This is a genomic window from Sinobaca sp. TMA16-18, from assembly GCF_059510535.1.
In genome coordinates this window covers 152092-177791 of sequence record NZ_JCAKFM010000002.1, presented here as the reverse complement: position 1 = coordinate 177791, position 25700 = coordinate 152092, and the positions used below count along the sequence as shown (strand labels likewise).

23 protein-coding genes and 1 tRNA gene are annotated in these 25700 nt (G+C 45.0%); 12 read left to right on the top strand and 12 right to left on the bottom strand.

Annotated features, from left to right (window positions below):
• Window positions 1–44: 44 nt before the first annotated feature.
• Window positions 45–2084, bottom strand: a complete 2040-nt coding sequence (locus AC5W14_RS04630) for a molybdopterin-containing oxidoreductase family protein (RefSeq protein WP_496193796.1) — start codon at window positions 2082–2084, stop codon at window positions 45–47.
• Window position 2085: 1 nt separating this feature from the next.
• Complete coding sequence (locus tag AC5W14_RS04625; RefSeq protein WP_496059940.1) at window positions 2086–2535, bottom strand: MarR family winged helix-turn-helix transcriptional regulator; 450 nt, start codon at window positions 2533–2535, stop codon at window positions 2086–2088.
• Window positions 2536–2655: 120 nt separating this feature from the next.
• On the opposite strand from AC5W14_RS04625, the gene AC5W14_RS04620 reads away from it, so the two are divergent.
• From AC5W14_RS04620 to AC5W14_RS04610, 3 genes are all read left to right on the top strand, one after another.
• Window positions 2656–3597, top strand: coding sequence for an ATP-binding cassette domain-containing protein (locus tag AC5W14_RS04620; RefSeq protein WP_496193795.1), 942 nt, complete (start codon window positions 2656–2658; stop codon window positions 3595–3597).
• Window positions 3598–3614: 17 nt separating this feature from the next.
• Window positions 3615–4442, top strand: coding sequence for an ABC transporter permease (locus AC5W14_RS04615; RefSeq protein WP_496193794.1), 828 nt, complete (start codon window positions 3615–3617; stop codon window positions 4440–4442).
• Window positions 4443–4637: 195 nt separating this feature from the next.
• Window positions 4638–4799, top strand: coding sequence for a hypothetical protein (locus tag AC5W14_RS04610; RefSeq protein WP_496059943.1), 162 nt, complete (start codon window positions 4638–4640; stop codon window positions 4797–4799).
• A 161-nt stretch (window positions 4800–4960) separates the two neighbouring features.
• On the opposite strand, the gene AC5W14_RS04605 is transcribed toward AC5W14_RS04610, so the two are convergent.
• Window positions 4961–5035: transfer RNA gene (locus tag AC5W14_RS04605), tRNA-Arg, on the bottom strand.
• 156 nt (window positions 5036–5191) lie between these two features.
• Here AC5W14_RS04605 and AC5W14_RS04600 point away from each other — a divergent pair.
• On the top strand, window positions 5192–5407 hold the full coding sequence (locus tag AC5W14_RS04600) for a hypothetical protein (protein ID WP_496059944.1): 216 nt from the start codon (window positions 5192–5194) through the stop codon (window positions 5405–5407).
• 52 nt (window positions 5408–5459) lie between these two features.
• Here AC5W14_RS04600 and AC5W14_RS04595 read toward each other — a convergent pair whose 3' ends face one another.
• The 3 genes from AC5W14_RS04595 to AC5W14_RS04585 form a co-directional block, all read right to left on the bottom strand.
• A complete protein-coding gene (locus tag AC5W14_RS04595; RefSeq protein WP_496193793.1) occupies window positions 5460–7238 on the bottom strand; it encodes an L-lactate permease in 1779 nt (592 codons plus the stop codon).
• A 286-nt stretch (window positions 7239–7524) separates the two neighbouring features.
• On the bottom strand, window positions 7525–8283 hold the full coding sequence (locus AC5W14_RS04590) for an IclR family transcriptional regulator (RefSeq protein ID WP_496193792.1): 759 nt from the start codon (window positions 8281–8283) through the stop codon (window positions 7525–7527).
• A gap of 58 nt (window positions 8284–8341) precedes the next feature.
• The gene (locus AC5W14_RS04585) at window positions 8342–9124 is read right to left on the bottom strand and encodes an SGNH/GDSL hydrolase family protein (RefSeq protein ID WP_496059947.1); all 783 of its coding nucleotides are present in this window, start codon (window positions 9122–9124) and stop codon (window positions 8342–8344) included.
• Between the two features lie 155 nt (window positions 9125–9279).
• Here AC5W14_RS04585 and uvsE point away from each other — a divergent pair, with 155 nt between their 5' ends.
• The 7 genes from uvsE to AC5W14_RS04550 all read left to right on the top strand — a co-directional run bounded on the left by uvsE (window position 9280) and on the right by AC5W14_RS04550 (window position 17101).
• Window positions 9280–10236 (top strand): UV DNA damage repair endonuclease UvsE, encoded by a 957-nt coding sequence (uvsE, locus tag AC5W14_RS04580; RefSeq protein WP_496059948.1) that lies wholly within the window; start codon window positions 9280–9282, stop codon window positions 10234–10236.
• 99 nt (window positions 10237–10335) lie between these two features.
• Window positions 10336–10773 carry a MarR family winged helix-turn-helix transcriptional regulator gene (locus tag AC5W14_RS04575; RefSeq protein ID WP_496193791.1) on the top strand — a complete coding sequence of 146 codons (438 nt, stop codon included), beginning with the start codon at window positions 10336–10338 and terminating at the stop codon, window positions 10771–10773.
• A 25-nt stretch (window positions 10774–10798) separates the two neighbouring features.
• Window positions 10799–13804, top strand: a complete 3006-nt coding sequence (locus AC5W14_RS04570) for an MMPL family transporter (protein ID WP_496193790.1) — start codon at window positions 10799–10801, stop codon at window positions 13802–13804.
• A gap of 117 nt (window positions 13805–13921) precedes the next feature.
• Window positions 13922–15316: a YfcC family protein gene (locus AC5W14_RS04565; RefSeq protein ID WP_496193789.1), complete on the top strand. Its 1395-nt coding sequence runs from the start codon at window positions 13922–13924 to the stop codon at window positions 15314–15316.
• Between the two features lie 25 nt (window positions 15317–15341).
• Window positions 15342–16130 carry a PhzF family phenazine biosynthesis protein gene (locus AC5W14_RS04560; protein WP_496193788.1) on the top strand — a complete coding sequence of 263 codons (789 nt, stop codon included), beginning with the start codon at window positions 15342–15344 and terminating at the stop codon, window positions 16128–16130.
• Between the two features lie 176 nt (window positions 16131–16306).
• Window positions 16307–16471 (top strand): antitoxin VbhA family protein, encoded by a 165-nt coding sequence (locus AC5W14_RS04555; RefSeq protein ID WP_170146882.1) that lies wholly within the window; start codon window positions 16307–16309, stop codon window positions 16469–16471.
• 3 nt (window positions 16472–16474) lie between these two features.
• A complete protein-coding gene (locus AC5W14_RS04550; protein WP_496193787.1) occupies window positions 16475–17101 on the top strand; it encodes a Fic/DOC family protein in 627 nt (208 codons plus the stop codon).
• Window positions 17102–17164: 63 nt separating this feature from the next.
• Here AC5W14_RS04550 and AC5W14_RS04545 read toward each other — a convergent pair whose 3' ends face one another.
• The 3 genes from AC5W14_RS04545 to AC5W14_RS04535 form a co-directional block, all read right to left on the bottom strand.
• A complete protein-coding gene (locus AC5W14_RS04545; protein ID WP_496059954.1) occupies window positions 17165–18016 on the bottom strand; it encodes a GAF domain-containing protein in 852 nt (283 codons plus the stop codon).
• Window positions 18017–18126: 110 nt separating this feature from the next.
• Window positions 18127–19044, bottom strand: coding sequence for a sulfotransferase domain-containing protein (locus tag AC5W14_RS04540; RefSeq protein ID WP_496059955.1), 918 nt, complete (start codon window positions 19042–19044; stop codon window positions 18127–18129).
• 68 nt (window positions 19045–19112) lie between these two features.
• On the bottom strand, window positions 19113–19697 hold the full coding sequence (locus AC5W14_RS04535) for a GNAT family N-acetyltransferase (protein WP_496059956.1): 585 nt from the start codon (window positions 19695–19697) through the stop codon (window positions 19113–19115).
• 208 nt (window positions 19698–19905) lie between these two features.
• On the opposite strand from AC5W14_RS04535, the gene AC5W14_RS04530 reads away from it, so the two are divergent.
• Window positions 19906–21888, top strand: coding sequence for a methyl-accepting chemotaxis protein (locus tag AC5W14_RS04530; protein ID WP_496059957.1), 1983 nt, complete (start codon window positions 19906–19908; stop codon window positions 21886–21888).
• 133 nt (window positions 21889–22021) lie between these two features.
• On the opposite strand, the gene AC5W14_RS04525 is transcribed toward AC5W14_RS04530, so the two are convergent.
• The 3 genes from AC5W14_RS04525 to dsdA form a co-directional block, all read right to left on the bottom strand.
• Complete coding sequence (locus AC5W14_RS04525; RefSeq protein WP_496193786.1) at window positions 22022–22366, bottom strand: AbrB/MazE/SpoVT family DNA-binding domain-containing protein; 345 nt, start codon at window positions 22364–22366, stop codon at window positions 22022–22024.
• A gap of 98 nt (window positions 22367–22464) precedes the next feature.
• Entirely contained in the window at window positions 22465–24291 is a 1827-nt protein-coding gene (locus tag AC5W14_RS04520) for a putative bifunctional diguanylate cyclase/phosphodiesterase (RefSeq protein WP_496193785.1), read from the bottom strand.
• Window positions 24278–25585 carry a D-serine ammonia-lyase gene (dsdA, locus tag AC5W14_RS04515; protein WP_496193784.1) on the bottom strand — a complete coding sequence of 436 codons (1308 nt, stop codon included), beginning with the start codon at window positions 25583–25585 and terminating at the stop codon, window positions 24278–24280. The genes AC5W14_RS04520 and dsdA overlap by 14 nt, the downstream gene beginning before the upstream one ends.
• Between the last annotated feature and the right edge of the window lie 115 nt (window positions 25586–25700).

The following is a 25700-nucleotide window of genomic DNA, read 5'->3' as shown; positions in this document are numbered from 1 at the left end:
AGCCTTCTCCAGCGAAGAAGGCCTTCTGAGTAACCATTATTTTATCACACTTCCGCTTTTTCTACATGAATGCGTCCGGAAAAGAACGTTGCTCCGCCGCCCATGTCTGCCAGCCTGTCCGGCGTCAAGTCATTCACGCGCCTTGCCGTACCTGGTGCTTCTGCCCAAAGCCCCTGCGTGACAACTACGCCGGAAAGAACTGCATCTCCAACCGATGCCGGAAAACAGCACTCCCCCCGCGGGTTATACAGGCGCACCATATCCCCATCCTTAATTCCCAGAGATTCCGCGTCCTTATCATTCAGAAATGCTTTAGGTTGTTTTTCAAGTTTGGTGTGCTTCGCATTATGGGCAAAAGTAGAATTCAGAAAATGGTGATTGGGCGCCGGAATAAACAGAAAATCCCCTTCTTCATCAGGAAGCGGCTGATATGTCGGCACCCCGGGAAGCCCGGCTTTCTCCATTTTCTCTGAAAACAATTCAATTTTTCCACTCGGCGTAGCAAGACGTTCCAGCCAGGCTTCGGAGCGCTGTGCTTTTATATAGTGATCCTGTTTCAAGTTTCCCAGTGTAACATGCGCCGCGCTGTCATTTCCAGTGTTTCTGAAAGCCTGGGCAATCATCTCTTCATCATCTTCATACAAAGCCGGCTCATCAAATGCCATTGCTTCGGCCAGCAGACGGAAGACTTCGGCATTATTTTTGCTTTCCCCGTAAGCGTCTATTACCGGCTGCTGCATCTGGACGTAATGATGCCAGTACGAGGTATAAAAATCAGTACTTTCAAAGCTGGAGGCCGCTGGGAGCACAATATCGGCGTAGCGGGCAGTTTCCGTTGCAAACATATCGTGGACAACCAGAAATAAATCCTCGCGCGCCAACCCTTGATGCACTTTATTAGTGTCCGGTGCCACAAGCGCCGGATTGCTGTTATACACGTACATCGACCGGACCGGGGACTCTGTTTTTGTTGCCAGCGCTTCACCAATCTGGTTCATGTTAATAGTGCGCGTTCGTTTATCCGCCAGTAGATCCGGGCGCTGCATGGCGGTTGTATTAAAAGCAAGAACGGCGCTGTTGCCTTTAATGGCTCCGCCTCCTTTTTTCAACCACTGGCCGGTCAGTGCCGGCAGACAGGCAATCGTACGGACGCACATACCGCCATTGTCATGGTGCTGAATGCCGTTGCCGATGCGGATAAACGCCGGCTCCACCTTGCCGTACATCCGCGCCAGCTCATATAAATCGTCGATGCTGACCCCGGTAATAGCTGCCACCACTCCGGGAGTGTAGGAGGCCGCTTCCTGTTCCAACTTGTCACAGCCGACCGTATACTTTTCCAGGAAATCACGGTCTACAAGCTCTTCTGCAAATAAAATATGCATCATCCCTAAAGCCAGGGCCGCATCTGTACCGGGCTTTATAGGAATGAACCAGTCGGCAAAACGGCCGGTCTGGTTTTTATGAACGTCAATGACGACTACTTTGGCGCCTTTTTTTCTTGCCCTTTGAGCCAGGGTAATCTGGTGCATGTTTGTGCTGACCGCATTAATCCCCCAAAAGATAATTAATTTCGCTTCCTCTGTGTCTTCCGGATCGGTCCCTATGCTCGATCCCATCGTATAGTTATAGCCGACGCCGCCGGCAGTGGAACAAATCGTCCGCTCGAGGCGGCTGGCGCCCAGGTAATGAAAAAAGCGATGCCCCATTCCTTCCGCGCTGAGGTTTCCCATATTTCCGTAAAAGCTGTACGGCAGAATGCTCTGCGGCCCTTCCGTTTCTATCAGCTGGTTCCAGCGCGTTGTTATTTCCTCTATTGCTTCTTTCCAGGTAATACGTTCAAAGGTGCCGTCTCCTTTTTTACCGGTCCGCCTCAAAGGGTGAGTCAGGCGCTTGTCATCATACAGCCGTTCTGTCATATGACGAACTTTGTTGCAGATCGCTCCTTTTGTTACCGGATGATCGGGATCGCCTGCTATTTTTTCAATACGACCTTCTTTTTTATGAATCAGCAGCCCGCACTGATCCGGACAGTCAAGCGGACAAACCGACTTATATATACCATCCTGCTTCACTTGTTCCATGCTACTCCTCCTCTATTTTCAGTAATATTTCTTCAAGAGAATGAACGGCGGCAGACAATTTATCAAGGTCGCCGGCTTCCAGAGACTGCAGTTTCCCTGCCACACTTTCATGAAATAAGCCATGCTGTTCTAACAGGAAACGTTCTCCTTCTTCTGTCAGATTTACATACATGACCCGCTTGTCTTTCTCATCTCTGCGCTTTTCCGCCAGCTTGTGTTCAAGAATCTTATTTAACAACGGCGTTATATTTGATTTTTGAATGCCCATTTCTTTCGCAAGATCAGTCGGCCGTATGTTGTGCTTTTCCTGAAGCATGCGCAGGATAATAAAATGCGTATGATGCAGGCCGTCGAAGTGGAGGGTCTGCATAGGGGGCATTAGCTTTCTTTTAATAAGCGGAAATACGGCAAGCAGCCGATCTGCTGCCTGCTGTTCTTTTGTTAGTGTCATCGTCGCACCTCTATTTTATCTTTCCTGTCTTTTTCTGTATAGATCAATTGACTTCCCTTCGTAAAAGAGGAATAATTAGTTATGATATCATAACTAATTATAACAGAAGCAGGTGGCAGAATGAATAATATTATCGAAGTTCGTCAGCTCATCAAAACATATAAACACAAAAAAGCCGTTGATAGCATTGATTTCGACGTCAAGGAAGGAGAAATTTTTGGTTTCCTCGGACCGAACGGAGCCGGGAAAAGTACCACCATCAACATGATCTGCACGATGCTTGCCCCGACAAGTGGAAGCATTACTATTAACGGCTTTGACGGGAATAAAGACCGCCGTGATGTCCGAAAAAGCATCGGCATTATTTTTCAGGAGAATACGCTTGACGAGAAGCTGACGGCAAAGGAAAACCTGATGCTTCACTGCCGGTTTTATAACGTGCCCCGTGCCAAGAGAAAAGAACGGATTCAAGAAGTGCTGATGATCGTGGACCTCGTGGAAGAAAAAGAAAACAGAGTGGAAACGTTCTCCGGTGGAATGAAAAGGCGCCTCGAAATCGCCCGCGGCCTGCTTCACTATCCGAAAGTGCTGTTTCTCGATGAGCCGACAGTCGGCCTTGATCCACAGACAAGAGCCCATATCTGGGAATATATTCTCCGCTTAAAAGAAAAAGAAGGCATCACGATGTTTCTAACCACCCACTACCTGGATGAAGCGGAAATCAGCGACCGGATCGCTATTATGGATCATGGCAGAATTATTGCAATGGACTCTCCGGAAAACTTAAAGAACACGCTGGGCGGTGACATTATTGAGCTTTCCACCCAGGACAATGAAAAAGCACTTCTTGAAATTCAGGCAAAAGCTCCTGAAGCGGAAGTAACCACAAAAGAAGATATGATCTATTTAAAAGTAGCAAGCAGTGATGCTTTTATTTCCGAATTCATTAAAAATCTGGATGTACCTTTAACCCGGCTGAACATTAGAAAGCCAACATTAAATGACGTATTTCTTTCTTTTACCGGACGGAATATCGGCAGCACGGAACCTGACAAACAGTAGAAGGGAGGCATAAAGCTATGGAAGGTATTTTTGCAATATGGATTAGAGATATCACCCGTTTTTTCAGGGATCGTGCCCGTTTGATCGGCTCCTTTTCGATGCCCATTTTATTTCTGCTTATTTTTGGCGGAGGCATGAGCGGCACGATGGAGAGCTTGATTGGAAGTAGTATGCCCGATGCCGGAGATGATTTTCATTACCTGCAGTTTGTGTTTCCGGGGATTGTTTCGATGACTCTTTTGATGACTTCGATTTTTTCTTCATTATCTATTATTGAAGACAAGAACTTCGGCTATATGAAGGAAATACTCGTTTCTCCAATTTCAAGAGTAAGCATTGCAATCGGAAAAGTATTAAGCGCTTCTACGATTGCTACTTTTCAGGGAATCATGCTTTTTCTTCTCATCCCGTTTCTTGGGATTGATTACAGCCTCACTTCCCTGCTGCTTGTGATACCATTTATGTTTCTGCTCGCCTGCGCTCTGTCTTCATTTGGATTATTGATTGCAAGCTTTCTGCGTTCCACTCAGGGCTTTCAGCTCATTGTTCAGATTCTTGTTATGCCGATGATCTTTTTATCAGGTGCGCTGTTTCCTATTAACAATATGCCCGCCTGGATGGACGTCGTCGTCAAACTCAACCCGGTTACTTACGGTGTCGATGTGATGAAGAAAATAATGATAGATGTGGAGAGCCTCTCCCCTATGATTCGGGAAGCGATGGGCCTCAACCTTCAGCTGTTCGGAACCACGCTTACCGTTGCGATGGAGATCGCATTTATTTTTGTTTTTACCGTCATTCTTATTCTATTAGCTACGTTAAGCTTTAGACGTGCCAATGCCTGATACCCTGCCCTATTTCTCGTATAAATAGATAATATATCTTCATTACTGTAAAAGCGGACCTCACCCAAAAAAGATGAAAGGCCCGCTTTTTTTATCCTTAGGTGAACATTTTTATTGCCCATATGAATAATGATACAATTAATATACAAGCAGCGCATAAAAAATACAGTAATTATATACCAGGAGGTATTTTTTATGAAAAAAATGACTGTTCACAGTTTCTTCATCTTATGTTTTCTTGTGATAGCAGCCTGTGGAGATGATGCTCTGCCGGAGGAGAACCTGCCGGAAGACATGCCAAACCCTGCAGAAGATGAACCTGAAGAGGTAGAAGTAGAGATTACTGAAGAAGATTGATGAACACTTTACTATATTGTAAATATATAATAAATTCCCTCTTTAACTAGTTTAGAGCAGCAATATTTATTTCCTCACCAAAAAGCACGGAGCTTATTTTTTATAAGCATCCGTGCTTTATTCTTTTCTATTGCGATAATTGTTAAATTGCTTGTAAAAAATGGCGCCCTAGACAGGATTCGAACCTGTGACCTACAGCTTAGGAGGCTGTTGCTCTTCCTCTGAGCTACTAGGGCATAACTGCTTCTGTATTGCCTTTATGATTATGCGCTATTTTGAAATAACTGTAAACCGAACATATGTTCAATTTCTAAAATAAACGGACGGTGGTTATCGCATTCTGTTTATAGGGTATAGAGTAGTATTCTTTCATATAAAGGAGCGTGACGGAGTTGAATAAATCCCGGGGATACGATAGTTTAATGAACAGTACGTTTTTTGTTGCCTTTGCATCCGCTCTATTAACAAACCTGTTCCTGCATTACATTGTGGATTTGAACGTAAACTGGTTTTTGAATACGCTTGTATTTATCTTCTTCTTTCTTGTTTTCTTTTTCGTCATCAAATATATATACGTCACGTATTTCACGAAAAACCGAAGAAAATAAACAAAGCAGCCGTACTCCCCTTTCACATGGAGAGTACGGCTGCTTCTTTGTTTTATGATACAGCTTTTCTGTTTTGAATGTCGTTCTTTAATCTTTTGTTGTTGGTCGCGATAATGTAAATAACGAAGAATACAATAGCCGCTGCAATGATGGTACCGAGATTAAAGAATCCTTTTTCTCCGACCCATACTATAGAGTAGCCGATCGAACCTGCAATCAGCGCATAGTAGAAGAAAGGAAGCAGTGTTTTCCGGATAATTAATCCTTCTTTACCGACCAGTCCTACTACCGCACACGCGGCTACTACGTTATGCACACAGATCATGTTTCCGGCTGCCCCGCCGACAGCCTGCAGTGCAACCACCCAGTTTGGATTAACACCAATCTGCGTACCTACATTGTATTGGAATAAGGAGAACATCATATTACTTACCGTATTACTCCCAGCAATAAATGCCCCAAGTCCCCCTACAAAGGTTGCAAAGATCGGCCATAATTCTCCGGTAAGCGAAGCAACGCTGTTTGCCAGTACAACCGGCATTTCATCATATCCGGCGGTGCCTCCCGAAGAGTTCAGGAAGACCTGCACCATAGGGACTGTAAAAATGAGAGCTACAGAAGCGGCCAGCATCGTTTTTCCTGACTGCGCCCACGCCCTTGCGTAAGCCTGGGTGTTCATGCCATGAATGAAAAATGTAATCACCGATACAACGATAAACGTGAAGCCCGGTGAGTATAAAGGTTGAAAGCTTGCTGTTATGTCAGATCCAAATATACTTGGATACTCCAGCGTTAACGACTGAAGCATTCCTTGAAACGGCAGAAACGCCTGTCTGGATAAAACCAGGAATAATCCAATTAATACATATGGCGTCCAGGCTTTTACCATGCTCATGCTGCCACTTTTATGACCAATATCCTTAATTTCAATACTTCCAGTCCATTCCGGATCCCATTTGGATTTTTCGTCGAAATCCCAGATGTCATCACCTTTTGGCATAAGAAATCCTTTTTTGGAAGCTGTAATAACAATCAAAAGACCGACAAGTCCGCCAATCATAGACGGAAATTCAGGACCAAGCACATTCGCTACGATAACGTAGGGAACAGTCATTGCCAGAGAAGCAAATAACGCAAATTTCCATATTTTAATACCTTCGGCAAATGATTTGTTTTTCCCGAAAAATCTGGTCATGACTGCCACTACAAACAGCGGAATGAACAATCCGGCAATCGCATGAAGAATGGCTACCTGTCCGGCAATTTCCGTAGTAAGGGCAAGAAAGTTAGATGTGATGGAGGCGTCTGCGGAAAGCCCTGTCTGTACGCCCACAAGCATCGGCGTTCCTGCTGCTCCAAAGGAAACCGGCGTACTTTGGATGATCATTCCGGCAACAACGGCTGCCATCGCTGGAAATCCAAGTCCTACCAGAAGCGGAACTGCCACTGCCGCCGGCGTTCCAAACCCTGCTGACCCTTCAATAAATGAGCCAAACAGCCAGGCAATGATAATAACCTGAACACGGCGGTCCGGCGAAATATCAGTAAAGCCCTGGCGGATCGTCCGCATCGCTCCGCTTTCCTGAAGGGTGTTTAATAGAAGAATGGCTCCAAAAATAATAAACAACAACGTTCCGGCTGTAATGAGACCGTTTAGAGAAGCAGCGGCAACTACATTTCCCGGTACCCCCCAGACAAATAATGCAAGCAGCACTGCTACAAGTAAAGACAGCGGCATCGCTTTACTTGCCGGCCACCTTAACCCGACAAGAAATATTCCTACAACTAAAATAGGAAGCAGCGACAGTAATGCTAATAAACCTGTGTTCATAGTGTTTCCCCCTTCGTAATCATTTTTATAAAAAATAGTATATAGTGCATTGTTTCTCAATAAGAAACTGCGTTTCTTTTTATAATAAAAGCATACAATGAAAGCGCTTTTATTACAATCAACATTTTTCTCTATTTTCTGTAAATTCTGTCATACTCTACTTCTTTTTTTATCGTAATATTCTCCCCGACAAATAGATATGGATGAGTATACAAATTTAAGCGCTTACAAATTGTATATATATATAAACTAAAAAAGCCGGGAACCTAAAGCATCCCGACAAGTCCTATATCGCTTTAATATATCCCAATCTTGAAGAAATTCGATTCGTTACTTCTATTAGGAGCGGGCTGACTTTTTGAATACGTTCTTTAGACATTCGGATGGAAGGGCCGGAAATACTGACTGCCCCTGTAATCCGTTTTTTATTATCAAACACCGGCGCTGCAATGCACGTAATACCGAGCTCATTTTCCTGCTCTTCCACTGCGTACCCCCTGTTTCTGACTGTTTCCAGTTCTCTTAACAGCGCTGCTTTATCAGTAATAGTGTAGGACGTGTGCGGAGCCATTCCCTGCACCTGCAGCACATGATCCACTTCTTCAGAAGACAAATGGGCCAGAATCATTTTCCCCACACTGGTACAATGAGCCGGAGCCCGCCTCCCTACTTTTGAATGCATACGGAGGGTTTCGTACCCTTCCAGCTTGTCGATATATACCATCTGCCCTTGGTCCATCACCACAAGGTGAATCACTTCATTTGTCTCTTCTTCCAGTTCCTGAAGAAATGGACGGGCCTGCGTACGGATATCCATTGAGTCCAGAAGAAGAGAACTCAGCTCCAGGTATTTGTAGCCCAGCTTGTATTTTTTCGTCGTTCTGTCCTGTTCTACATAACCGTGCTCCACCAGAGTAGTAAGGATTTTGAAAGCCGCACTCTTCGTAACTTCCACCTCCTCTGCTAAGCCGGTTACCCCTATCCCTTCTTTATATCTGCTGATGATAGATATCATTCGTAGTGCGCGGTCCACCGACTTAACCATGGGAAGAGCCTCCTCTTATGGCAGCGTTTTGGGTTTAGTATAGCATAAGCTTTCGGTTTTAAAATAAATACCTTTTCAGCACGTCATACCACATGCTGTACCCTGTATCATTTGGATGAATTCCGTCTTCAAGAATGTCTTCAATGTTATACCCTTGCTCCTGCCGCTGCGCTTCTATTTCTGTATAGCTGTCTACATAATTCCAGTTATTTTCTATAATATAATCCTGTGTCTCTGTTAAATAATCTAAATATGTATTGCCTCTAATATTAGCTGAGGATGTTTCGAGCGGGTTGGGAGACATAACAACAATCTCTGCATCCGGCAGCTCTGTTTCCAGTTGTTTCATTAAGGTATCAATGGAATCGATCGTTGTATCGAGAGCTTCCCCCTGCCGGTAACTGTTAATCACACTTGTTTCAAATACAATAAAATCCGGTCTGGCCTGAATCATATTGTCTACTACACCTTCTTCAAGCAGGTCTTTCGCTTTGTACCCGTTCATTCCAAAATTACCAAATGTAATTGTCGTTTCCTGCAGTTCTTCTCTTGATTCCAGATCGCTTTTCAGCAGCCCGGCCCAGCTGGTTGCAGCGGAACTTGCCCCCATTCCTCTGGCCACACTGCTGCCGATTACAGCGACCCGCAGTTCTCCATTTTCCTGTGCCTGTTGTTCAAAATAATCCATATAATCCCCTCTTTGGGTTTCTTCTTCTGCAAGCTGGTCTTCCTGCTGTCTCTGCTCTTCCGGATCGCCTTTGTAGACCAGATGGTAGAGGGAATATGCCCCTGCGGCAAGCAGCAGCAGGGCTGTTAAAGCTATCCATCTTTTTTTTAACACTATCGTTACTCCTTTATTTTTTCTGTGTTCTTTCCTGCGCTGTTATCTTTTCCCCTGATAGGGAATAGAGGAAATACTGTGTTCATTACGCTATTGGTACATGCTATTACATTCATGAAAATATTTCCACTATAATCCTTAAAGGAGTTTTTACGATGATTATTCGTATTGGTTATGTCTCGCAGGCGCTTCATCTGTGGGAGGCGACCCCCGCAAGCACCGTGACACTTTCCCGTTGGAAAGCCTGGTCCCCTGCTGAAAGAAAAGATAAACTGCATCAGGCTGTCGAAAAAAATTTAACAAATACCATCCGTATGCTTCATTATAACGCAGCTCAGGAAATCAAGCTGTATCGTTTTTCCTCTTCGCTTGTGCCTCTTGCCACCCATAAAGAGGCAGCCTGGGATTACATCACACCGTTCAAAGATCTGTATAAAGAAATTGGCACCCTTGTAAAAAAACACGACATCCGTCCGAGCTTTCATCCCAATCAATTTACACTGTTTACAAGCGATAAACCGGAAGTAACGGAAAACGCTGTAAAAGACATGGAATATCACTATGAAATGACCAAAGCGATGGGAATAGAAAAAGACACCTACATTAACCTTCACGTTGGCGGAGCATATGGAAATAAAAAAGCCGCCGTTGAACGGTTTCATGAAAATATTAAAAGCCTTCCCTTGCCTATCAAAAAGCAGATGACGCTTGAAAACGACGATAAAACGTATACCACATCCGAAGTACTTGATATCTGCGAGAAAGAAGGCATTCCTCTAATGTTTGATTACCATCACTTTGCTGCCAATCACAGCGATGATGAAAAATTGAGCACGCTTCTTCCACGCTTTTTCAACACCTGGGACAGGACCGGCCTCCCTCCCAAAATTCATGCCTCTTCTCCGAAAACGGAAAAAGAATTCCGCAGTCATGCGGATTACGTGGATTCGACGTTTCTCGACCCAATGATGAAAGAGCTCCGGAAATTAAATACGTCCGTCGATTTTATGGTCGAAGCCAAAGCAAAAGACCGGGCTGCCCTCCAGCTGGCAGAGGATCTATCTGCAGTCAGAGGGGTCAAGCGGATCGCTGCTGCCACTCTTAAGCTCTGAAAACAGCAAGCCTTGAGCCACCTTATAAAAGGGTGGCCTTTTTATTGACTAAAAGAAGTTTATGGGGTAAACTTCTTTTAGTTTAGGGGGTATACTACTATGAACCAAAAGCTTCAGCGGGCAACCGAATTATTCAGTGATGTCATGGTCTACGGAAAAAATAAAGTATACGAGCACATTAATTATGAAATCCAGGGGGAATTTTCCATTGAGCAGATGAAAGTGCTCGAACTTCTTCATACCCATCATTCGTTAACGTCAAAAGAACTGCAGTCGATGCTTGGCATCCATAAAAGTGCCATCTCCAACCGCTTGAAAAAGCTGAGCGACCGGGGCGATATTGTATTGATTCAAGAAGACAAAGACCAGCGCGTCAAGCACGTTAAGCTGACGGAGCAGGGAACAGAAGCCTACGTTGAAATATCCACGCAGGTAGATGAATACTTAAGTCACCTGCTCGGTGACATTAAAGACGAAGAGCTCGACCAGCTTATTGCTACTTTCGAAAAAGTAAAAGATATTTTCCAAAAAAACTAATCTACTATCTAAAAGGGGTCTATCCATGCGTACTATATTAAAATTCAGATGGCTTATTGCCTCTCTTTTACTCGTTATTACAGTGGTATCTGTCTTTATATCACCGAGTTTAACGGACATCGCTGGAGAACAGGATGGGTTCCAGCTTCCTTCTGACATGAGTTCTCAGATTGCAGGCGATGTGCTGGAGGCCCAGGGAGAAAGCGGCGAAACCATCAGTATCGTCCTTGAATGGGAAGAGGCCATAACCGGGCAGCAGGAAGAAGAGCTGGCCCAGTACATTGCAGATATTCAAAACGAGGAGCTGGTGGCGCACATCAGCAGCGTAACTGATCCTTTGGAAAGTGAAAACACACGGGAACAGCTCGTTTCTGAAGACGAAAATGTCGTACTTATTCCGATCGGCATTGATGGAGGAAGCGATGAGTCCATCGCTGCTTCTGATGATATAGAGGAGCTGACTACTCCTGCAGGAACCAATTCCTACATCACCGGCAACTCTATTATCAGTCATGAAATAGACGAACAGACGCAGGAGGGTCTTGAACGCACGGAAGTTATTACCGTGCTGCTTATTCTAACGCTGCTCGTGCTTGTTTTCCGGTCGCTTGTGGCCCCGCTTATTCCGCTGTTCTCTGTTGCCATTGCTTTTCTATTAAGTCAGTCAGTTGTTGGATTTTTAGGAGAGTGGTTTGGTTTTCCGGTAACAACCTATACACAGGTATTTCTCGTTGCCGTGCTGTTTGGTATAGGAACCGACTATTGTATTCTGCTTCTCAGCCGGTACCGTGAAGAGCTGGCATCTGGTAAGGACACACATGAAGCGATTATCCACACATACAAAACTGCCGGAAAGACGTTGTTTTTCAGCGGGCTCGCGGTTTTTGTCGGCTTTGCAGCTTTAGGATTTGCTGAATTTGCCATGTACCAGGCTACCGTCAGTGTAGCGATCGGTGTCTTTATATTAGTACTTGTTCTTTATCTGCTGCTTCCCTTTTTCATGGCAGTTTTAAAAGAAAAACTGTTCTGGCCATCTAAAAAACCGGCCTCCCACAGCCATAACAAGCTCTGGAAGCAGCTTGGCAGACTCTCTATTTTCCGGCCCGTGCTTTCGCTGCTCATTGTAGCGGCGATTACGCTTCCCTTTATTTTAACGTATGACAACAATACTTCTTATAATAATACAGACGAAATCAGCGGCGGTACACAGTCGCTGGACGGACTTGAAGTGATTGCGGACGCCTTTGGGGAAGGCCAGGCACTGCCTCTTGAAATTATTATTGATGGAGAAGACAACCTGATCAATGAAGAAACGATGGCCTACACAGAAGCGTTATCTGCCGCGATTGCGGAATCCGATGACGTCTCAGAGGTTCGGAGCGTGACGCGTCCGGCCGGCTCTATTATTGATGAGCTGTATGTTGATACCCAGATGGTAACCGTATCGGAAGGACTTCGGGAAGCCCGTGACGGCCTCTCCGATATTGAAGAAGGCCTGACTGACGCAGACAGCGGCTTTGATGAAACGAGCTCAGGTGCTTCGGACATAGAAGCCGGACTCGGCGAACTTGAAAGCGGCCTGTCCGAACTCGACGCAGGCTTTACCGAAGTAAACAGCGGCTTGAATGAAATTACAGCCAGCCTCGGCGACGTGCAGTCCGGGGCAGAAGAACTCGAAGCCGGACTGGAAAGCATTGAAGCCGGACTTCCGGAAGGCCGGGAAGCAGCCGGCGGCTCCCTCGATGAACCGGTAGCAGCCTTAAACGAGATCAATGAGCAGCTTGCTGCCATACCAGACCAGCTCGAGCAGGCTCAATCGCCGGAAGAAATTAGCGCTGTCGCTGAACAGACAGCTGTGCTTCAGGCTGCACTGGCTGAAGTGGAAGCCGGACTTTCTGAAGGAAATGAACAGCTTACCGCCCAGCAGGAACAGGCTTCCGGACAGCTGGATGCGTTAAGTGACGGAATCAATGAACTAACGGCAGGAGCCGGTGAACTCTCTGCGGCGTTAGGCGAAATTCAAGCCGGCCTGGAAGAGGTTACAGCTGCAAATGAACAGCTCGCAGACGGCACAGCAGAACTTGAGGAAGGAGCCGGTACACTCGAAGAAGGATCCGGTGGATTGGTTTCCGGGATCGAGCAGCTTCAGGACGGCATAGCGCAGGCCAATAGCGGACTCGGCGAAGTGAATACCGGGCTCGAAGAAGCCGAGGCGTTCACACAGGATATCTCTGAAGCGTCTTATGTTAGAGGAACCGGCGTGTTCGTACCGGAAGAATTCCTCGATAACGATGATTTTCAGGAGTCCCTCGACACCTATATTTTTGATTCCGAGGAAGGCATGACCTTGAGTGTCAGCCTTACTGATGACCCTTACTCACTGGAAGCTATTGAAGCAGCTGAAGAAATTAAGCAGCTGGTCAGTCAGCAGGTGCAGGGGACACCATTTGAGGATGCCTCTATTTCCTACAGCGGCGTTTCAAGCTCCAATGCGGATCTGGAGGAAATTTCAAGCGCAGACTTTACCCACACCATTACGATTATTCTAATTGGACTGTTTGTGGTGCTTACCATTTTACTGCGCTCTTTATTTAAACCAATTGTTATACTTGGAGCTCTCCTGCTCACTTACTATACGTCAATGGGGATTACAGAAATGATATTCGTCAACGCCCTTGGCTACCCGGGCATTATGTGGCCCGTTCACTTTTTTACTTTCATTATGCTTATTGCCCTCGGCGTAGATTACTCTATCTTTCTTTTTGACAGGTATCAGGAAGAAGCCGGTCTTGGCGTCCGTGAAGGCATGATGCAGGCAATGATTAAAATGGGAACTGTTATTATTACAGCTGTTATTATTTTGTGCGGTACGTTCGGAGCGATGATTCCATCCGGCGTCTTAACCCTGATGCAGGTTGGTACCGGTGTTGTTACAGGGCTTCTGCTGTTCGGTTTGATTATACTTCCTCTTCTCGTCACTGCGATTATCAGCCTGGAAGAACCGAAAAAGCTTAAGTCGAAAAAAGAATAAACAGCTGTACCCCGGTCTTTCTTTATAGAAGGCCGGGGGTTTTTATATGTCCATTGTCATCTTCTGTTTTTTCCTATATACTCTGTTGTTATATTCTGAATACAGAGGAGGTCTATTATGAATGAACCAGCACACCACCCTAAAAAAAGATGGGAAATGCCTGATACATATGTGATCTTATTTGGCGTGCTGCTGTTTGCTTTTCTTTTAACCTACCTGCTTCCTTCCGGTTCCTTTGAACGGGAAACCGTCGATGGCGTCGAGCGGGTCATACCGGGAACTTTTTCTTTCAGCGAAGCCGGAAGTGTAGGTATTATGGACTTTTTCTATGCGATACAGATGGGAATGGTCGAATCAGCTGACATTATTTTCATGGTACTCTTCACCGGTGGTGCTTTTGAAATCATTGAACGCTCCGGCGCTCTGCGCGGAGGAATCAACCGTGCGTTTTCTCTCACCCAGGGAAAAGAATTCTGGATGATTGCTTCTATTTGTACGATTTTTGCGCTCGGAGGAGCGGTGGGCGCGGTAGCAAACGCCGTCATCGCTTTTGTCGTAATCGGCGTTATTATTGCACGTACATTAAAGCTTGACCCTATCGTTGCCGTTGCTATTACGTTCGGCGCTAATTTCGCCGGATTTAATGTAGGTTTTATTAACCCGTATACGCTTGGCATTGCCCAGGACATTGCCGACCTGCCGCTGTTTTCCGGCTTGCTGCTTCGCATCATTGTTTTTGTATTGATTTTATCTGTGACTATTTTCTACATATGGCGGTACACGAAACGAATTCTTAAGGACCCTTCCAAAAGTTTAATGAATGTATACGAAGAAGAAGAAACGGAAGGGCTGGAAGCTCCCTTCACACGTCGTCATAAAGCGATGCTCTTCTTTATCGGAGCGGCCCTTATTTTCTTTGTCTATGGTTCAATTCAACTTGGCTGGACAATTGACCATATGGCTGCATTTTTCGTCTTTCTCGGGCTGAGCTGCGGTATTATCGCTGGCATGCACTATAATACGATTGCCATCACCTTTTTACAGGGGGTCCAGAAGCTTGCCTACGGTGCTCTTGTCGTCGGACTGGCACGTGCTATTATCGTTATGCTTGAAGAAGGTACCGTGCTTGATACGATCGTGTACGGCCTCGCTGTACCGTTGGAGAACCTGCCACCTGTTCTTGCGGCGCTTGGTATGTTCGGTGCGAACGGGGTGCTCAATTTTCTCGTGAATTCCGGAAGCGGCCAGGCTATGATTGCTATGCCAATGCTTGTGCCTCTTGCAGATATGATTGGCGTGACCCGCCAGGTGGCTGTACAAGCCTTTCAATTTGGAGACGGCCTGACTAACATTATCTTCCCTACTTCGGGCATCTTAATGGCAAGCCTGGCCGTAGCAGGCGTTCCCTGGACCACATGGGCACGATGGGTTTTTCCTCTATTTTGTATTTGGGCCGGTATAGCAGTGATCACGTTAACCGTCGGCGTTCTGATCGGATGGGGACCTTTTTAACTTTTCCGCAAAACAAGGAGGACACATGAAAATATATACAGTAGATGCTTTTACAGACAAACCTTTTTCCGGGAATCCGGCAGCTGTCTGTCTGCTTGAGCAGCCGGCCGAAGAAGCCTGGATGCAGAATATTGCTATGAAAATGAACTTATCAGAAACCGCTTTTCTCGTTAAAGAGAAGCCCTTCTATTATCAGCTCCGTTGGTTCACCCCTTCGTCGGAAGTTGATTTGTGCGGACATGCCACGCTCGCCTCTGCTCATATTTTATGGGAGAAGGCTTCGGTTCCTGCTGAGGAGACACTGCATTTCCAAACGAAAAGCGGACGGCTGTCTGCCACTTACAACGAGGGCCGGATTATCCTTGATTTTCCGGTAGAAACCCCTTCTGCCTGCCCGGTTCCCGAGACTTTGGCCGAAAGTTTGGCCGTTCCTATTGTAAGTATAGAAAAAAACAGACTGGAATATATCGTGGAAACGACCGATGAAGAAACCGTTCTTCAGGCGGAACCCGATATCCGGCGGTTTCTGGAACTGGATACACGCGGCGTTATTTTAACAGCCAAAGGCAGCCGGCAGGAATGCGATTTTGTTTCCCGCTGTTTTTATCCCGCGCTCGGCATAGAAGAGGATCCTGTCACCGGCTCCGCCCACTGCGGTCTGGCTCCTTTCTGGGAAAAGCGCCTGCATCAATCCTCTTTTTCAGCCAGACAGGCGTCCAGACGCGGAGGCGACTTATTCGTTTCTATAAAAAAAGACCGATGTCTGATCGGCGGTTCGGCCGTTACTGTATTAGAAAGCACACTCTTTTCCTAATTAAAAAAGCTTTCTCTGTTTAAAGCAGAGAAGGCTTTTTCTACGGAACTATTTGACTATTTTCCGCTTTCACTTAAAACTCTTTTATATGCTCTCCTCTTCCGGAAAACCCCTGTTAACCGGGATTTTATGGTACAATAGAGTCAGCATATACACTGAATTTCGGGAGGTTTTCCATGTCAGTCGTCGAGAAAAATAAGGCATTTGATAATGCTCTTGCCTCCATGGAAATGGAAGGATTCACTTATTCTGCTCATGAAATGAAAATCGCCGAAGATTTCTGCAGAGGGCATATTTCCCGGGAAGAAATCCTGCAGATGATCAAAGAAAAGAAAGCTTAACCGATGACAAAACAAACATATATGTATCCCGGCACTAACGTTCTCAGGAACAAGCTGCACATACAAAATAAAGAAGAACTTGAGCAGGCAGAAAAATATTTTACACTTAAGCGAATGGTAGAGCTTTATAACAGCAGGCGGGTTTCCGGTTCCTTTAATCGGGAGCATATTCAAGCCGTCCACTATCATATTTTTCAGGATCTATACGAGTGGGCCGGCGAATGGCGAACCGTACAGATTCAAAAAGGCTCTACCAATTTCCTGGCCACGTCTTTTCTTCATATCGGGCTGAGTGATCTGGAAAAACGCCTGCTTAAGCTTAATGCACGGGGATTTAAGACGAAAGAAGCGTTCTCTGAAGCGGCAGCTGTGATTTACACTGACCTGAATTATATTCACCCCTTCCGGGAGGGAAACGGCCGGACCCAGCGTGAATTCATCCGCCAGCTCGCTTTGTATCATGGATTTGAAATGGACTATATTGATGAACGCCGCGAAAAACTGTTCGAAGCAAGTGTAGTCGACGATTACACGATGGCAAAAGAAGCGCTGTTGGCTATTATTAAAAACGATACCGTGGATATCGCTTTAAAAGAAAGAGTACGCTATGACGACGAAGAAGACAGCTGACAAGCTGCTCTCTTTTTTACAATATAAACAACAGCCGCTTATATGAAAGCGGCTGTTGTTTTCTTATTTTTTGGCTAAATAAAAACCGATGTTATGCAGGGCCTGTTCAAGTGTTCCTACTACTATCGTCTCCTTGAGATCCTTCTTTACATCCATCGCGATGGCTTTAATCGCAAGGTCCGGACGGATTCCTGTTAATATAGGCTCAACGCCAATCAGATCAAGAATTTTGATAATTTTCAGCAGGTAGGCTCCCACTTCATTATTTATGTTCAAAATACCCGAAAGATCAATAATAAGATAATCGAGCTTGTATTCCTGGCTTTTTGTCAAAGCGGTATGAATAATGCTGTCTGCCCGTTTTTCATTCACATCGCCGATAATAGGCAGGACCGCCACCCCTTTTGTAATGGGCACAAGCGGCGCAGAAAGACTTAAAACCTGCTCATGGGCTCTTTCAATTTCAATAACATGTGTCAACAGGGCAGCCATTGCTTTAAACAATTCCCTGTGCTTATCTGTGAACTCAAACTGTTTCGTATCAATACCGCAGATGGTACCGTAATTTTCCCCGTCCCCGTAATACACAGGGACGCCGATGAAAGAACCTCCACCCAGCTGCTTTGTGACTTCCAGCTGTTTTGTGGACTCATGAGCATTCAAATCTTCGATCACAAAAACATCGGAGCCCCGCTGCACACTTAAATAACAGAAAGTTTCCTTAAAAGGAGAAATATCTCCTTCTATAAGAAGCGGCGAATCCACATTCAGCACTTTCACCATCTCATTGTGGCTGCCGTCATTTTTAGCGATAAATAACGTGTTGATATCTATAAATTCACTCATTAACTGCAAAATATTGGCTGTTGCTTCTTCAAATGTTTGAAGAATCGGTGCAGGCTGCTTTGATTCCATATTTAATAGCATAAGAGGTACCTTTCTGTTTATTGGGATAACTATACATTATTTACTTCATCTATTTTACTATAATTAGTATAATTTGTAATACATAACCTCTCAGCCCATTACGTACGGGAAGAAGGATCATAATTTCCCGGAAGCTGCACCTGATATTTTTCTTTCAAACGCTTGTTGCTGTCTACATACTTTTCTTTAAGCATTTTATGGAGGCTTTCCGGCAGCTGATAGCGCTTGTAGTGAAGCTTGAAGCTTGCTTTGCTTTGGAGAACCCGTCTCGGGGAGACTTTACCCACAATAGGCAAACGACGGATAGGAATTTTCCCACTAGGGTTCAGGTTGGTTTTAAACAGATAATTCAGGCGTCTTCCTATTTTGGCCTGTGCTGCACCAAAGCTTCGATTTACCTGGGTGTTGGAATAATTAGGTACCGCAGCTTCCCCCATGTATTCGAGCAGTTCCAGAAGCCCCTTGTTGATATCCTCATTAAATGTTTCATACACCATACAGTAATAGCTGTCTTTGCCAAAAATGTCTTCTACCATTTCCAGGTAGCGGTCATAATAAAAATGATCAAGCACGCCAAATTCCTGCATCTCTTTAAAATAGGCTTCCGGCTTTTGCGTTCCTCCTTGATGAATATACTGAAGATATAAAGATGTAACCAGCTTTACCTGCTCACGAATTCCAATAATAATGCGTACTTCATAAGCGTCCGCCGGAAATACACGTCTTAAATCCTTTAGTATCGACTGCTGCTGCTTGGACCGTTTCTGGGAGAACGGACTGCCTGAGAGCCCCTCGTATGAAATCAACAGCGGGATGCCCTCATCCCATTTATCAAAACGACCCCGGATCAGTTCGATGTTGCCATCTGTTAAAGATTTCAGGCGGATATCGTAAAGTGTTTCACTAATGTGCTTATTTTTAATATGAGTGACCTTCTGCATCTTCGGATAAATACGGCGCTGCAGAAAAGTCGTTGCCGTTTTATGAAAACCTACATGTATGTATACTTTTTTCATGATTTTAACCCCTGTGTAAATAATAATTGTCCGGCTTTCTCAGCCATCTTTGAAACCTCCGGGCTGTTTTAAGTGATAAAAGCTTCCGGCTTTTTTTTCCAAATAGAAAAACGCCGATCCTCGTCTTTTCTCTTCTGCCAGTCCTTCTTTGACAAATAATAAGAATATACGCCATCTTTTACTATTTCTGTCCGCTGAAAATACAGCTTTTCCATTAAACGCTGAGAAGAAATATTTTCTATTTTGACCTGCGCTGTGATTATTTCCAAATTCATCTCACGAAATCCATACTCCAATATAACATGCATTGCATGAGTCATGATATGGCGTTCCCAAAATGCGGGATGAAGTTCCATAGCCGTTTCTGCGCGGCCGCTTTTTTGATGCCAATTATGAAAGCCGCAGCTTCCAATTACTCTGTCGTTATGCTGCAGCGCAATGCCGAACCGGCACCCCGTTCCATCGGATTCTATATCATGATACCACTGAATCTCTTCTACCGCTTCCTTAAGATTGCGAAGTGGATCCATTCCATAGTGCTGGACAACTTCCTGCCGGGATAAGTAGTCCCATACGTCGGCTGCATCATTTTCTGTTAACGCACGCAGATAGAACAGAGGCTGTTCCTGGAAGTACCCTTTTTTCAAACTCATTATACCTACCCCCTCTCTTTTAATTCAGCGTCTCATCTGCTTCTTTTCTTTTGAACTAATAGGTATTTTATCCTAACATTAATTTTCCGCCATACAGTACTTTTCCTGTAAGAATATCTCGCATCTTTATTTTATTTATTATTTCCATTCATATTTTCTATTTAATACCGATATAACAGGATATAACACACTATTAAAGGAGAATATCATGAGAAAAAAAACACGGAAAAAAACTTCAAAAAACTTATCATTACGCAATAAACTGTTTCTTTCTTTTTTATTAATATTAATCGTTCCCGGTCTTATTATAGGATCTTTGTCCTATAATTCTGCAAAAGCAGAAGTTCGTAACCAATTAGTCGAGAATATGGACAACAGCGCCTTGCTGTTGAATGAGCAGGTGGAAAGAGAAATCGCTTCTAAAAAAGACGATATTACGTTCTTTGCGTCAGATATAAACGAAGAGGCCTTTGAAGACAGCGATCCAGCAATGGAAAAGCTGAATGCATACATTGCACAAAATGCTGACGTATTGTCTATTTACACCGGATCTGCTGAAGGCGATATGGTGATGGCTCCGGAGGCGGAACTTCCAGACGATTATGATCCAACAACGAGAGACTGGTACACCCTTGCAGAGGCATCCCCTGATGAAGCGGTTGTCACAGAACCGTATATTGATGCCGTAACCGGTAACTTAACTGTTACCATTGCAAAAATGATGGAGGACGGCTCCGGTGTAGCAGGCATTGACTACGACCTGACAGCTCTCATGAGCTTTGCCGACAGTAATACTATTGGCGAGAATGGGTACATGATTATCAGCGATACGCAGGGTAACTATCTCTATAATCCGGATGCCGAACCCGGCACGCCGCTTCAGGACAGTGTGTCTTCAGGCATGGGTGACGCTGAAGAAGCTGTCTTCACGTATGAAATTGATGGGGAAGATAAAGTAATGGATTTTGAAACAAATGCGTCCACTGGTTGGAAAATTGGGGCCACGATGTATGAATACGAAGTAACAAACGCCGCCTCCGGTATTCTAAAGGAAATGGCTGTTGTTATCGGAATTTCTATTTTAATTGGTTCACTCCTTGTATTTTTCATTGTCCGCTCCATTATTCAGCCGCTCCGCCGCCTTTCCAGCAGTGCGGAACGCATCAGTGAAGGCGATTTAACCGAATCCGTGGACATTACTTCTACTGATGAAATCGGCCAGCTTGGTACCAGCTTTAATAAAATGGCAGAATCGCTTCGAACGGTAATTACGAAGCTTAACAACTCCATTGACCAGATGAGTTCTTCTTCCGAGCAGCTTCTTGCAAGCTCTGACCAAACTGCCGCAGCTACCAGAGAAGTCGCTTCTGCTACCGAACAGGTCGCCAGCGGTGCAGAAAACCAGACTGTCAAGATCGAGCAGACGAACGGGGAAATAGAAAAGGTGTTCTTGGGCGTACAGACCATTGCTGAACGTTCGTCTCTGGTTTCGGAACTAACCTCCGCGGCCTCTGATCGTGCCAAAGAAGGCGAAAAGCATGTGAAACATAACCTGGAGCAGATGGAATTCATTCATCAATCCGTATCCAGCTCCAATACAGTCATTCAATCTTTGGCAGAACGCTCCAAAGAAATAGGCAATATTCTTGAAGTAATCAGCGGTATTTCCAGCCAGACCAACCTGCTTGCTTTAAATGCTGCTATTGAAGCGGCCCGGGCCGGTGAACAGGGCAAAGGCTTTGCTGTAGTTGCCGATGAAGTTCGAAAGCTTGCTGAGCAATCTTCTGAATCCGCCAAGCAGATTGGCACACTGATTACGAGCATCCAGCAGGATACAGAACAGTCTGTCCAGCAGATGGGTGCGGTCTCGGTTAATGCCGAGCAGGGCCTTGTCGTAACCAAAGAGACATCCAATCAGTTCCAGGAAATTCTGCAGAGCATGGAGCAGATTGCGCCGAAAATCCAGGACGTCTCTTCAACAGCCAAACAAATCACAGACCGCATCAGCGGCGTGACGGCTTCTGCAGAAGACATCTCCACTATCGCCCAGGAAAATGCAGCTTCCTCCGAGGAAGTAGCTGCATCAACGGAAGAACAGCTGGCTTCTATGGAAGAAATTAATTCAGCGGCTCAGTCGCTGAACCGTATGTCTGCTGAACTTAAAGATTTAGTCAATTCATTTAACATCTAACTGGTGAAAAGAAATTCAAGTGCCGTTCTTTTACGGATCATTTGGGTTTCTTTTTTTTACGGTAACTCAACAAAAACACAAAATAAATACTCCTGACGAAACAATCATTTCGAATAGGAGCATAGATTTCATCTTATTTGCCCTCCGGAAAAAGCTCAGGCATCAACGGCCCCTCTTCATCAGGTTCCGTTTTTTTGTCTTTTGGAGTAACGTGCAGAGAGGACTTCCGGTATTTAAATTCCTCTATCAACTGCTCTCCTTGAAATCCTTCTGCGATCAACTGCTCTAATATTTCTTCCGATACATCTTCGAACTGCTCCCGGTAAGGAGTAATAACCAGCTTTTTGTTTTCGATGTTTTCAATCATTACTTCTTCTTCTATATCCAACGCCTCAAAAAATTCTTTCGGAATACTCATCTGTCTTTTGGATGAGACTGCAATTCGTTTTATTTTCCGCTCTTTTCTTTTTTCTTCCATGCTATCTGTTCCTCTCTATCGCCATTCTGCGGCTTCTTCTTACAGCTAGTTTATCATAATTGACCCTTTGACCTCCATTAGTGCATAAAGGCTGCTGTTTACCTTGTGAGTTCCTGAATTAATTGGGATTTATTTAGCGGAGGGTAATGATAATAACCCTGAACCTGACCACAGCCGGCTTTTTTTAAAAAATCAAACTCTTCTTCTTCTTCGATTCCTTCCGCGAGCACATCCATCTTTAAATCGTTGGCCATACGGACGATGAACTGAACGATGTGCTGTTTTCTGGAACTCATGTGAATGGCCTGAATAAATTCTCTTGGAATTTTAATTTTATCGAGCGGAAAACTCTGCAGGACATACAAAGACGAATATCCAGTTCCAAAGTCATCAATCGCAATACGAACGCCGTTTAACCGCAAAAGCTGCAGCTGCATTTTTGCTTCTTCCATATGAAGCGCCAGGACATGTTCTGTAATTTCCAGCTCCAGTGAATCCGGTGGAAACCCTGTTTCATTCAAAACAGCGAGAACCTTTTCTGCAAAACCGGTGTGAGTAAGCTGCTGCGGAGAAATGTTAACTGCCACTTTCATCCGGCCCGCGGCAGCCCATTCTATCGTTTGTCTGCAGGCTTCCCTAATCACCCATTCGCCAAGTGGATGGATAAAGCCGCTTTTTTCTGCAATCGGTATAAAAGTATCAGGAGATATAAACCCTTTCTCTGGTTCCTCCCAGCGCACTAAAGCCTCTACTCCAGTAATTTCCCCTGAATCTGTTTCACATTGCGGCTGAAACAGCAGGCTGAATTCATTACTAAGTGCTCCCGGTGTCATTCGATTTGTGATGAACATCCGGTACTCCGATTCTTCCGACAGTTTTTCGGTGCAGACTACTGCTTGTCCACCTCCTTTTTGCTTTGCTTCTCTCATGGCATATTCAGCGCTGTTTATCACATAAGCTGTATCTGTTCCCACTTGGGCCGAAGGAGCCATTCCTACACTTGCCTTCAGCAGAAACTGTTGATTGTTGTATTGAATTGGTTCATGAACAGCTTGAAGCAGCCTCTCTTCCAGCCCCTCATGCTTCTGCCGGAGGGGTTCAGGTAAATAAATAAGAAAATCATCCTGTTGACCTCTTGCAAAGTAAGCTTCTTGTGGAAGAACAGCGGCTATTCGTTCTTTTATCTGGCGCAGCACGTTATCACCCGTCTGATAGCCGGCAATTTCATTAATAACCTGAAATCGGTCAATATTAATGACCCAGATGTGAAAATGCGGCTCACCCTTCCACTCTTCCAGCTTGTGTTCGAATGCCCGGCGGTTGGGCATCTGCAAAATGTTGTCTGTTAAAGAAGCATTTTCTATTTCCTCTGTGTAGGCAAGCATCATACGTTCTTTACTGATAGACAACGTATTGATCCAAAAAGCAATCAGCAGGGCAATCATTATTAACGAAATTCTGGCAATGTGATCGGACATCTGTAGATAAAGGGTAGCTTCCGGAAGGTGCCACCAGAGCATAAAGAGCGTGAATAAACCGGTAATACCAGCGGAAATAAGAGGAAGCCTCGATAACGAGAATAAGGAAAATATAATAAAAACAAATATTAATGCCCAAATCGTCTGTCCCCCCACTACAGCGTAACGCAGGTTCAGCAAAGGAACGATCAAAGCCAAAAGAGAAATGGTATAGGTCTGGGTTTTAGGAGAAAGGCTGCTTTGGGTTACCCACAAAACAATCAAAGCCAGAACAATAATCCCCAACCCTATTAAAATAGAATAAGGCATATCGGAAAAATAATAATCCACCGCTGCAAATGAAATAGCTCCTGTAATTAGAGCCGTGCATATAATCTGCCCTAACGTTTTTGTATGGCTTCGAAGAAATGCTTCTTTTCGTTCCAAATAGGGTTCAATTCGATTCATTCCCGGACTCCTTCCGGCTTTTCCCTTTAGTATAACCTTCTTTTCTCACACTTTCCGGCACGAGGCCGCCTCCAGTCCCCCAGATGATATGAGTTACCGTTTCCGGATCCACTCCATATGCCTGCATATAGCCGGAGGCGGAGGCCTTTTCCGGTCCTGCCATGCCGGCGAGAGCAGAAGGCTCTAAGTAAATCTGCTCCGTATTCATTAAGAGGACCAGATACTCATATAACCGGCTGTCTGCTATCGTATAGGCCCCGCTCAATAAAGGCGCCATGACTTCAGAAGCAAGGGCAGAAGGACGTCCCACAGCCAGACCGTCCGCTTCCGTTTGATTATCGAGCCCCAGATCCTGGACGCATATTCGGTCATGCTCTCCTGTAATAAGTCCAATGAGCATTGCCGGAGAATGGGTTGGTTCTGCAAAAAAACAGTGTACATGCTCACCAAACAAGCGTTTTAATCCAAAGGCAACCCCGGCAGGTCCTCCGCCAACACCGCAGGGCAGGTATACAAATAGAGGATATTCTTCACTTGGATAAAGCCCGGCTTCCTGCAGCTGCTGCGCAAGCTCCGCTGCCGCTGTCGTGTATCCTGCAAAAAGAAGCGTGGATCGTTCATCGTCAACGAAATGGCATTTCTGTTCCTGCCGGCACTGCCGACGGCCTTCTTCTACCGCCCTGCTGTAATCATCCGCATATTCCAAAACCTGGACCCCACTGTTTCTCAGCCTGTCTTTTTTCCACGCTTTAGCATCTTTTGACATATGTACGTTGGATTTAAAGCCAAGTGCGGCTCCCATTATGCCTATACTCATCCCTAAATTCCCGGTTGAGCCTACTGCTATCGTATAAGACGAAAACAAGGCTTTTGCTTCCGGTGTATTTAATTTGCGGTAATCATCCATGTGTCCTGTTAGTAAACCGTGCTGCAAAGCAAGCTCTTCCGCCCAGGCAAACACTTCATGAAAACCGCCGCGTGCTTTTATGGATCCAGCCACCGGAAGCTCACTATCCTGTTTGATAAACAGCCTGCCCTGAACCTGCAGCTCCTGCTGCAGGTTCTTTACCTCTGTCAACGGTGAACGGTATGGATCTTCAAGGGAGAACACTTCCTGCATCCACGGTTTGAACCGCTGCAGCCTTTCCCCCGCTTCTTCAGCAATATTTTCTTTCATAACAGCTGTATGTACAGAATGAACGGGAGAAAAAGAAGGATTAAGCCACATCATTTCCTTTGCTGCCGCGGCCCGCTGCAGTACAGGAAACTTTTCTATCCACTGTTGAATATCCATAATACCCCTCTATTCTTTTTTGCATTTTATGAAACAAATGATTACATTTATTAAAGGACGGGTAAAGCTATTTAATAGAGACCAGCATTTAAAATAACTATTATTTAAAAGGAGA

Bases quoted from the DNA above. Each gene is read 5' to 3' on its own strand.
- AC5W14_RS04630 (WP_496193796.1), bottom strand. From the start codon at position 2,084: ATGGAACAAGTGAAGCAGGATGGTATATATAAGTCGGTTTGTCCGCTT.
- AC5W14_RS04625 (WP_496059940.1), bottom strand. From the start codon at position 2,535: ATGACACTAACAAAAGAACAGCAGGCAGCAGATCGGCTGCTTGCCGTA.
- AC5W14_RS04620 (WP_496193795.1), top strand. From the start codon at position 2,656: ATGAATAATATTATCGAAGTTCGTCAGCTCATCAAAACATATAAACAC.
- AC5W14_RS04615 (WP_496193794.1), top strand. From the start codon at position 3,615: ATGGAAGGTATTTTTGCAATATGGATTAGAGATATCACCCGTTTTTTC.
- AC5W14_RS04610 (WP_496059943.1), top strand. From the start codon at position 4,638: ATGAAAAAAATGACTGTTCACAGTTTCTTCATCTTATGTTTTCTTGTG.
- AC5W14_RS04595 (WP_496193793.1), bottom strand. From the start codon at position 7,238: ATGAACACAGGTTTATTAGCATTACTGTCGCTGCTTCCTATTTTAGTT.
- AC5W14_RS04590 (WP_496193792.1), bottom strand. From the start codon at position 8,283: ATGGTTAAGTCGGTGGACCGCGCACTACGAATGATATCTATCATCAGC.
- uvsE (WP_496059948.1), top strand. From the start codon at position 9,280: ATGATTATTCGTATTGGTTATGTCTCGCAGGCGCTTCATCTGTGGGAG.
- AC5W14_RS04575 (WP_496193791.1), top strand. From the start codon at position 10,336: ATGAACCAAAAGCTTCAGCGGGCAACCGAATTATTCAGTGATGTCATG.
- AC5W14_RS04570 (WP_496193790.1), top strand. From the start codon at position 10,799: ATGCGTACTATATTAAAATTCAGATGGCTTATTGCCTCTCTTTTACTC.
- AC5W14_RS04565 (WP_496193789.1), top strand. From the start codon at position 13,922: ATGAATGAACCAGCACACCACCCTAAAAAAAGATGGGAAATGCCTGAT.
- AC5W14_RS04560 (WP_496193788.1), top strand. From the start codon at position 15,342: ATGAAAATATATACAGTAGATGCTTTTACAGACAAACCTTTTTCCGGG.
- AC5W14_RS04555 (WP_170146882.1), top strand. From the start codon at position 16,307: ATGTCAGTCGTCGAGAAAAATAAGGCATTTGATAATGCTCTTGCCTCC.
- AC5W14_RS04550 (WP_496193787.1), top strand. From the start codon at position 16,475: ATGACAAAACAAACATATATGTATCCCGGCACTAACGTTCTCAGGAAC.
- AC5W14_RS04545 (WP_496059954.1), bottom strand. From the start codon at position 18,016: ATGGAATCAAAGCAGCCTGCACCGATTCTTCAAACATTTGAAGAAGCA.
- AC5W14_RS04540 (WP_496059955.1), bottom strand. From the start codon at position 19,044: ATGAAAAAAGTATACATACATGTAGGTTTTCATAAAACGGCAACGACT.
- AC5W14_RS04535 (WP_496059956.1), bottom strand. From the start codon at position 19,697: ATGAGTTTGAAAAAAGGGTACTTCCAGGAACAGCCTCTGTTCTATCTG.
- AC5W14_RS04530 (WP_496059957.1), top strand. From the start codon at position 19,906: ATGAGAAAAAAAACACGGAAAAAAACTTCAAAAAACTTATCATTACGC.
- AC5W14_RS04525 (WP_496193786.1), bottom strand. From the start codon at position 22,366: ATGGAAGAAAAAAGAAAAGAGCGGAAAATAAAACGAATTGCAGTCTCA.
- AC5W14_RS04520 (WP_496193785.1), bottom strand. From the start codon at position 24,291: ATGAATCGAATTGAACCCTATTTGGAACGAAAAGAAGCATTTCTTCGA.
- dsdA (WP_496193784.1), bottom strand. From the start codon at position 25,585: ATGGATATTCAACAGTGGATAGAAAAGTTTCCTGTACTGCAGCGGGCC.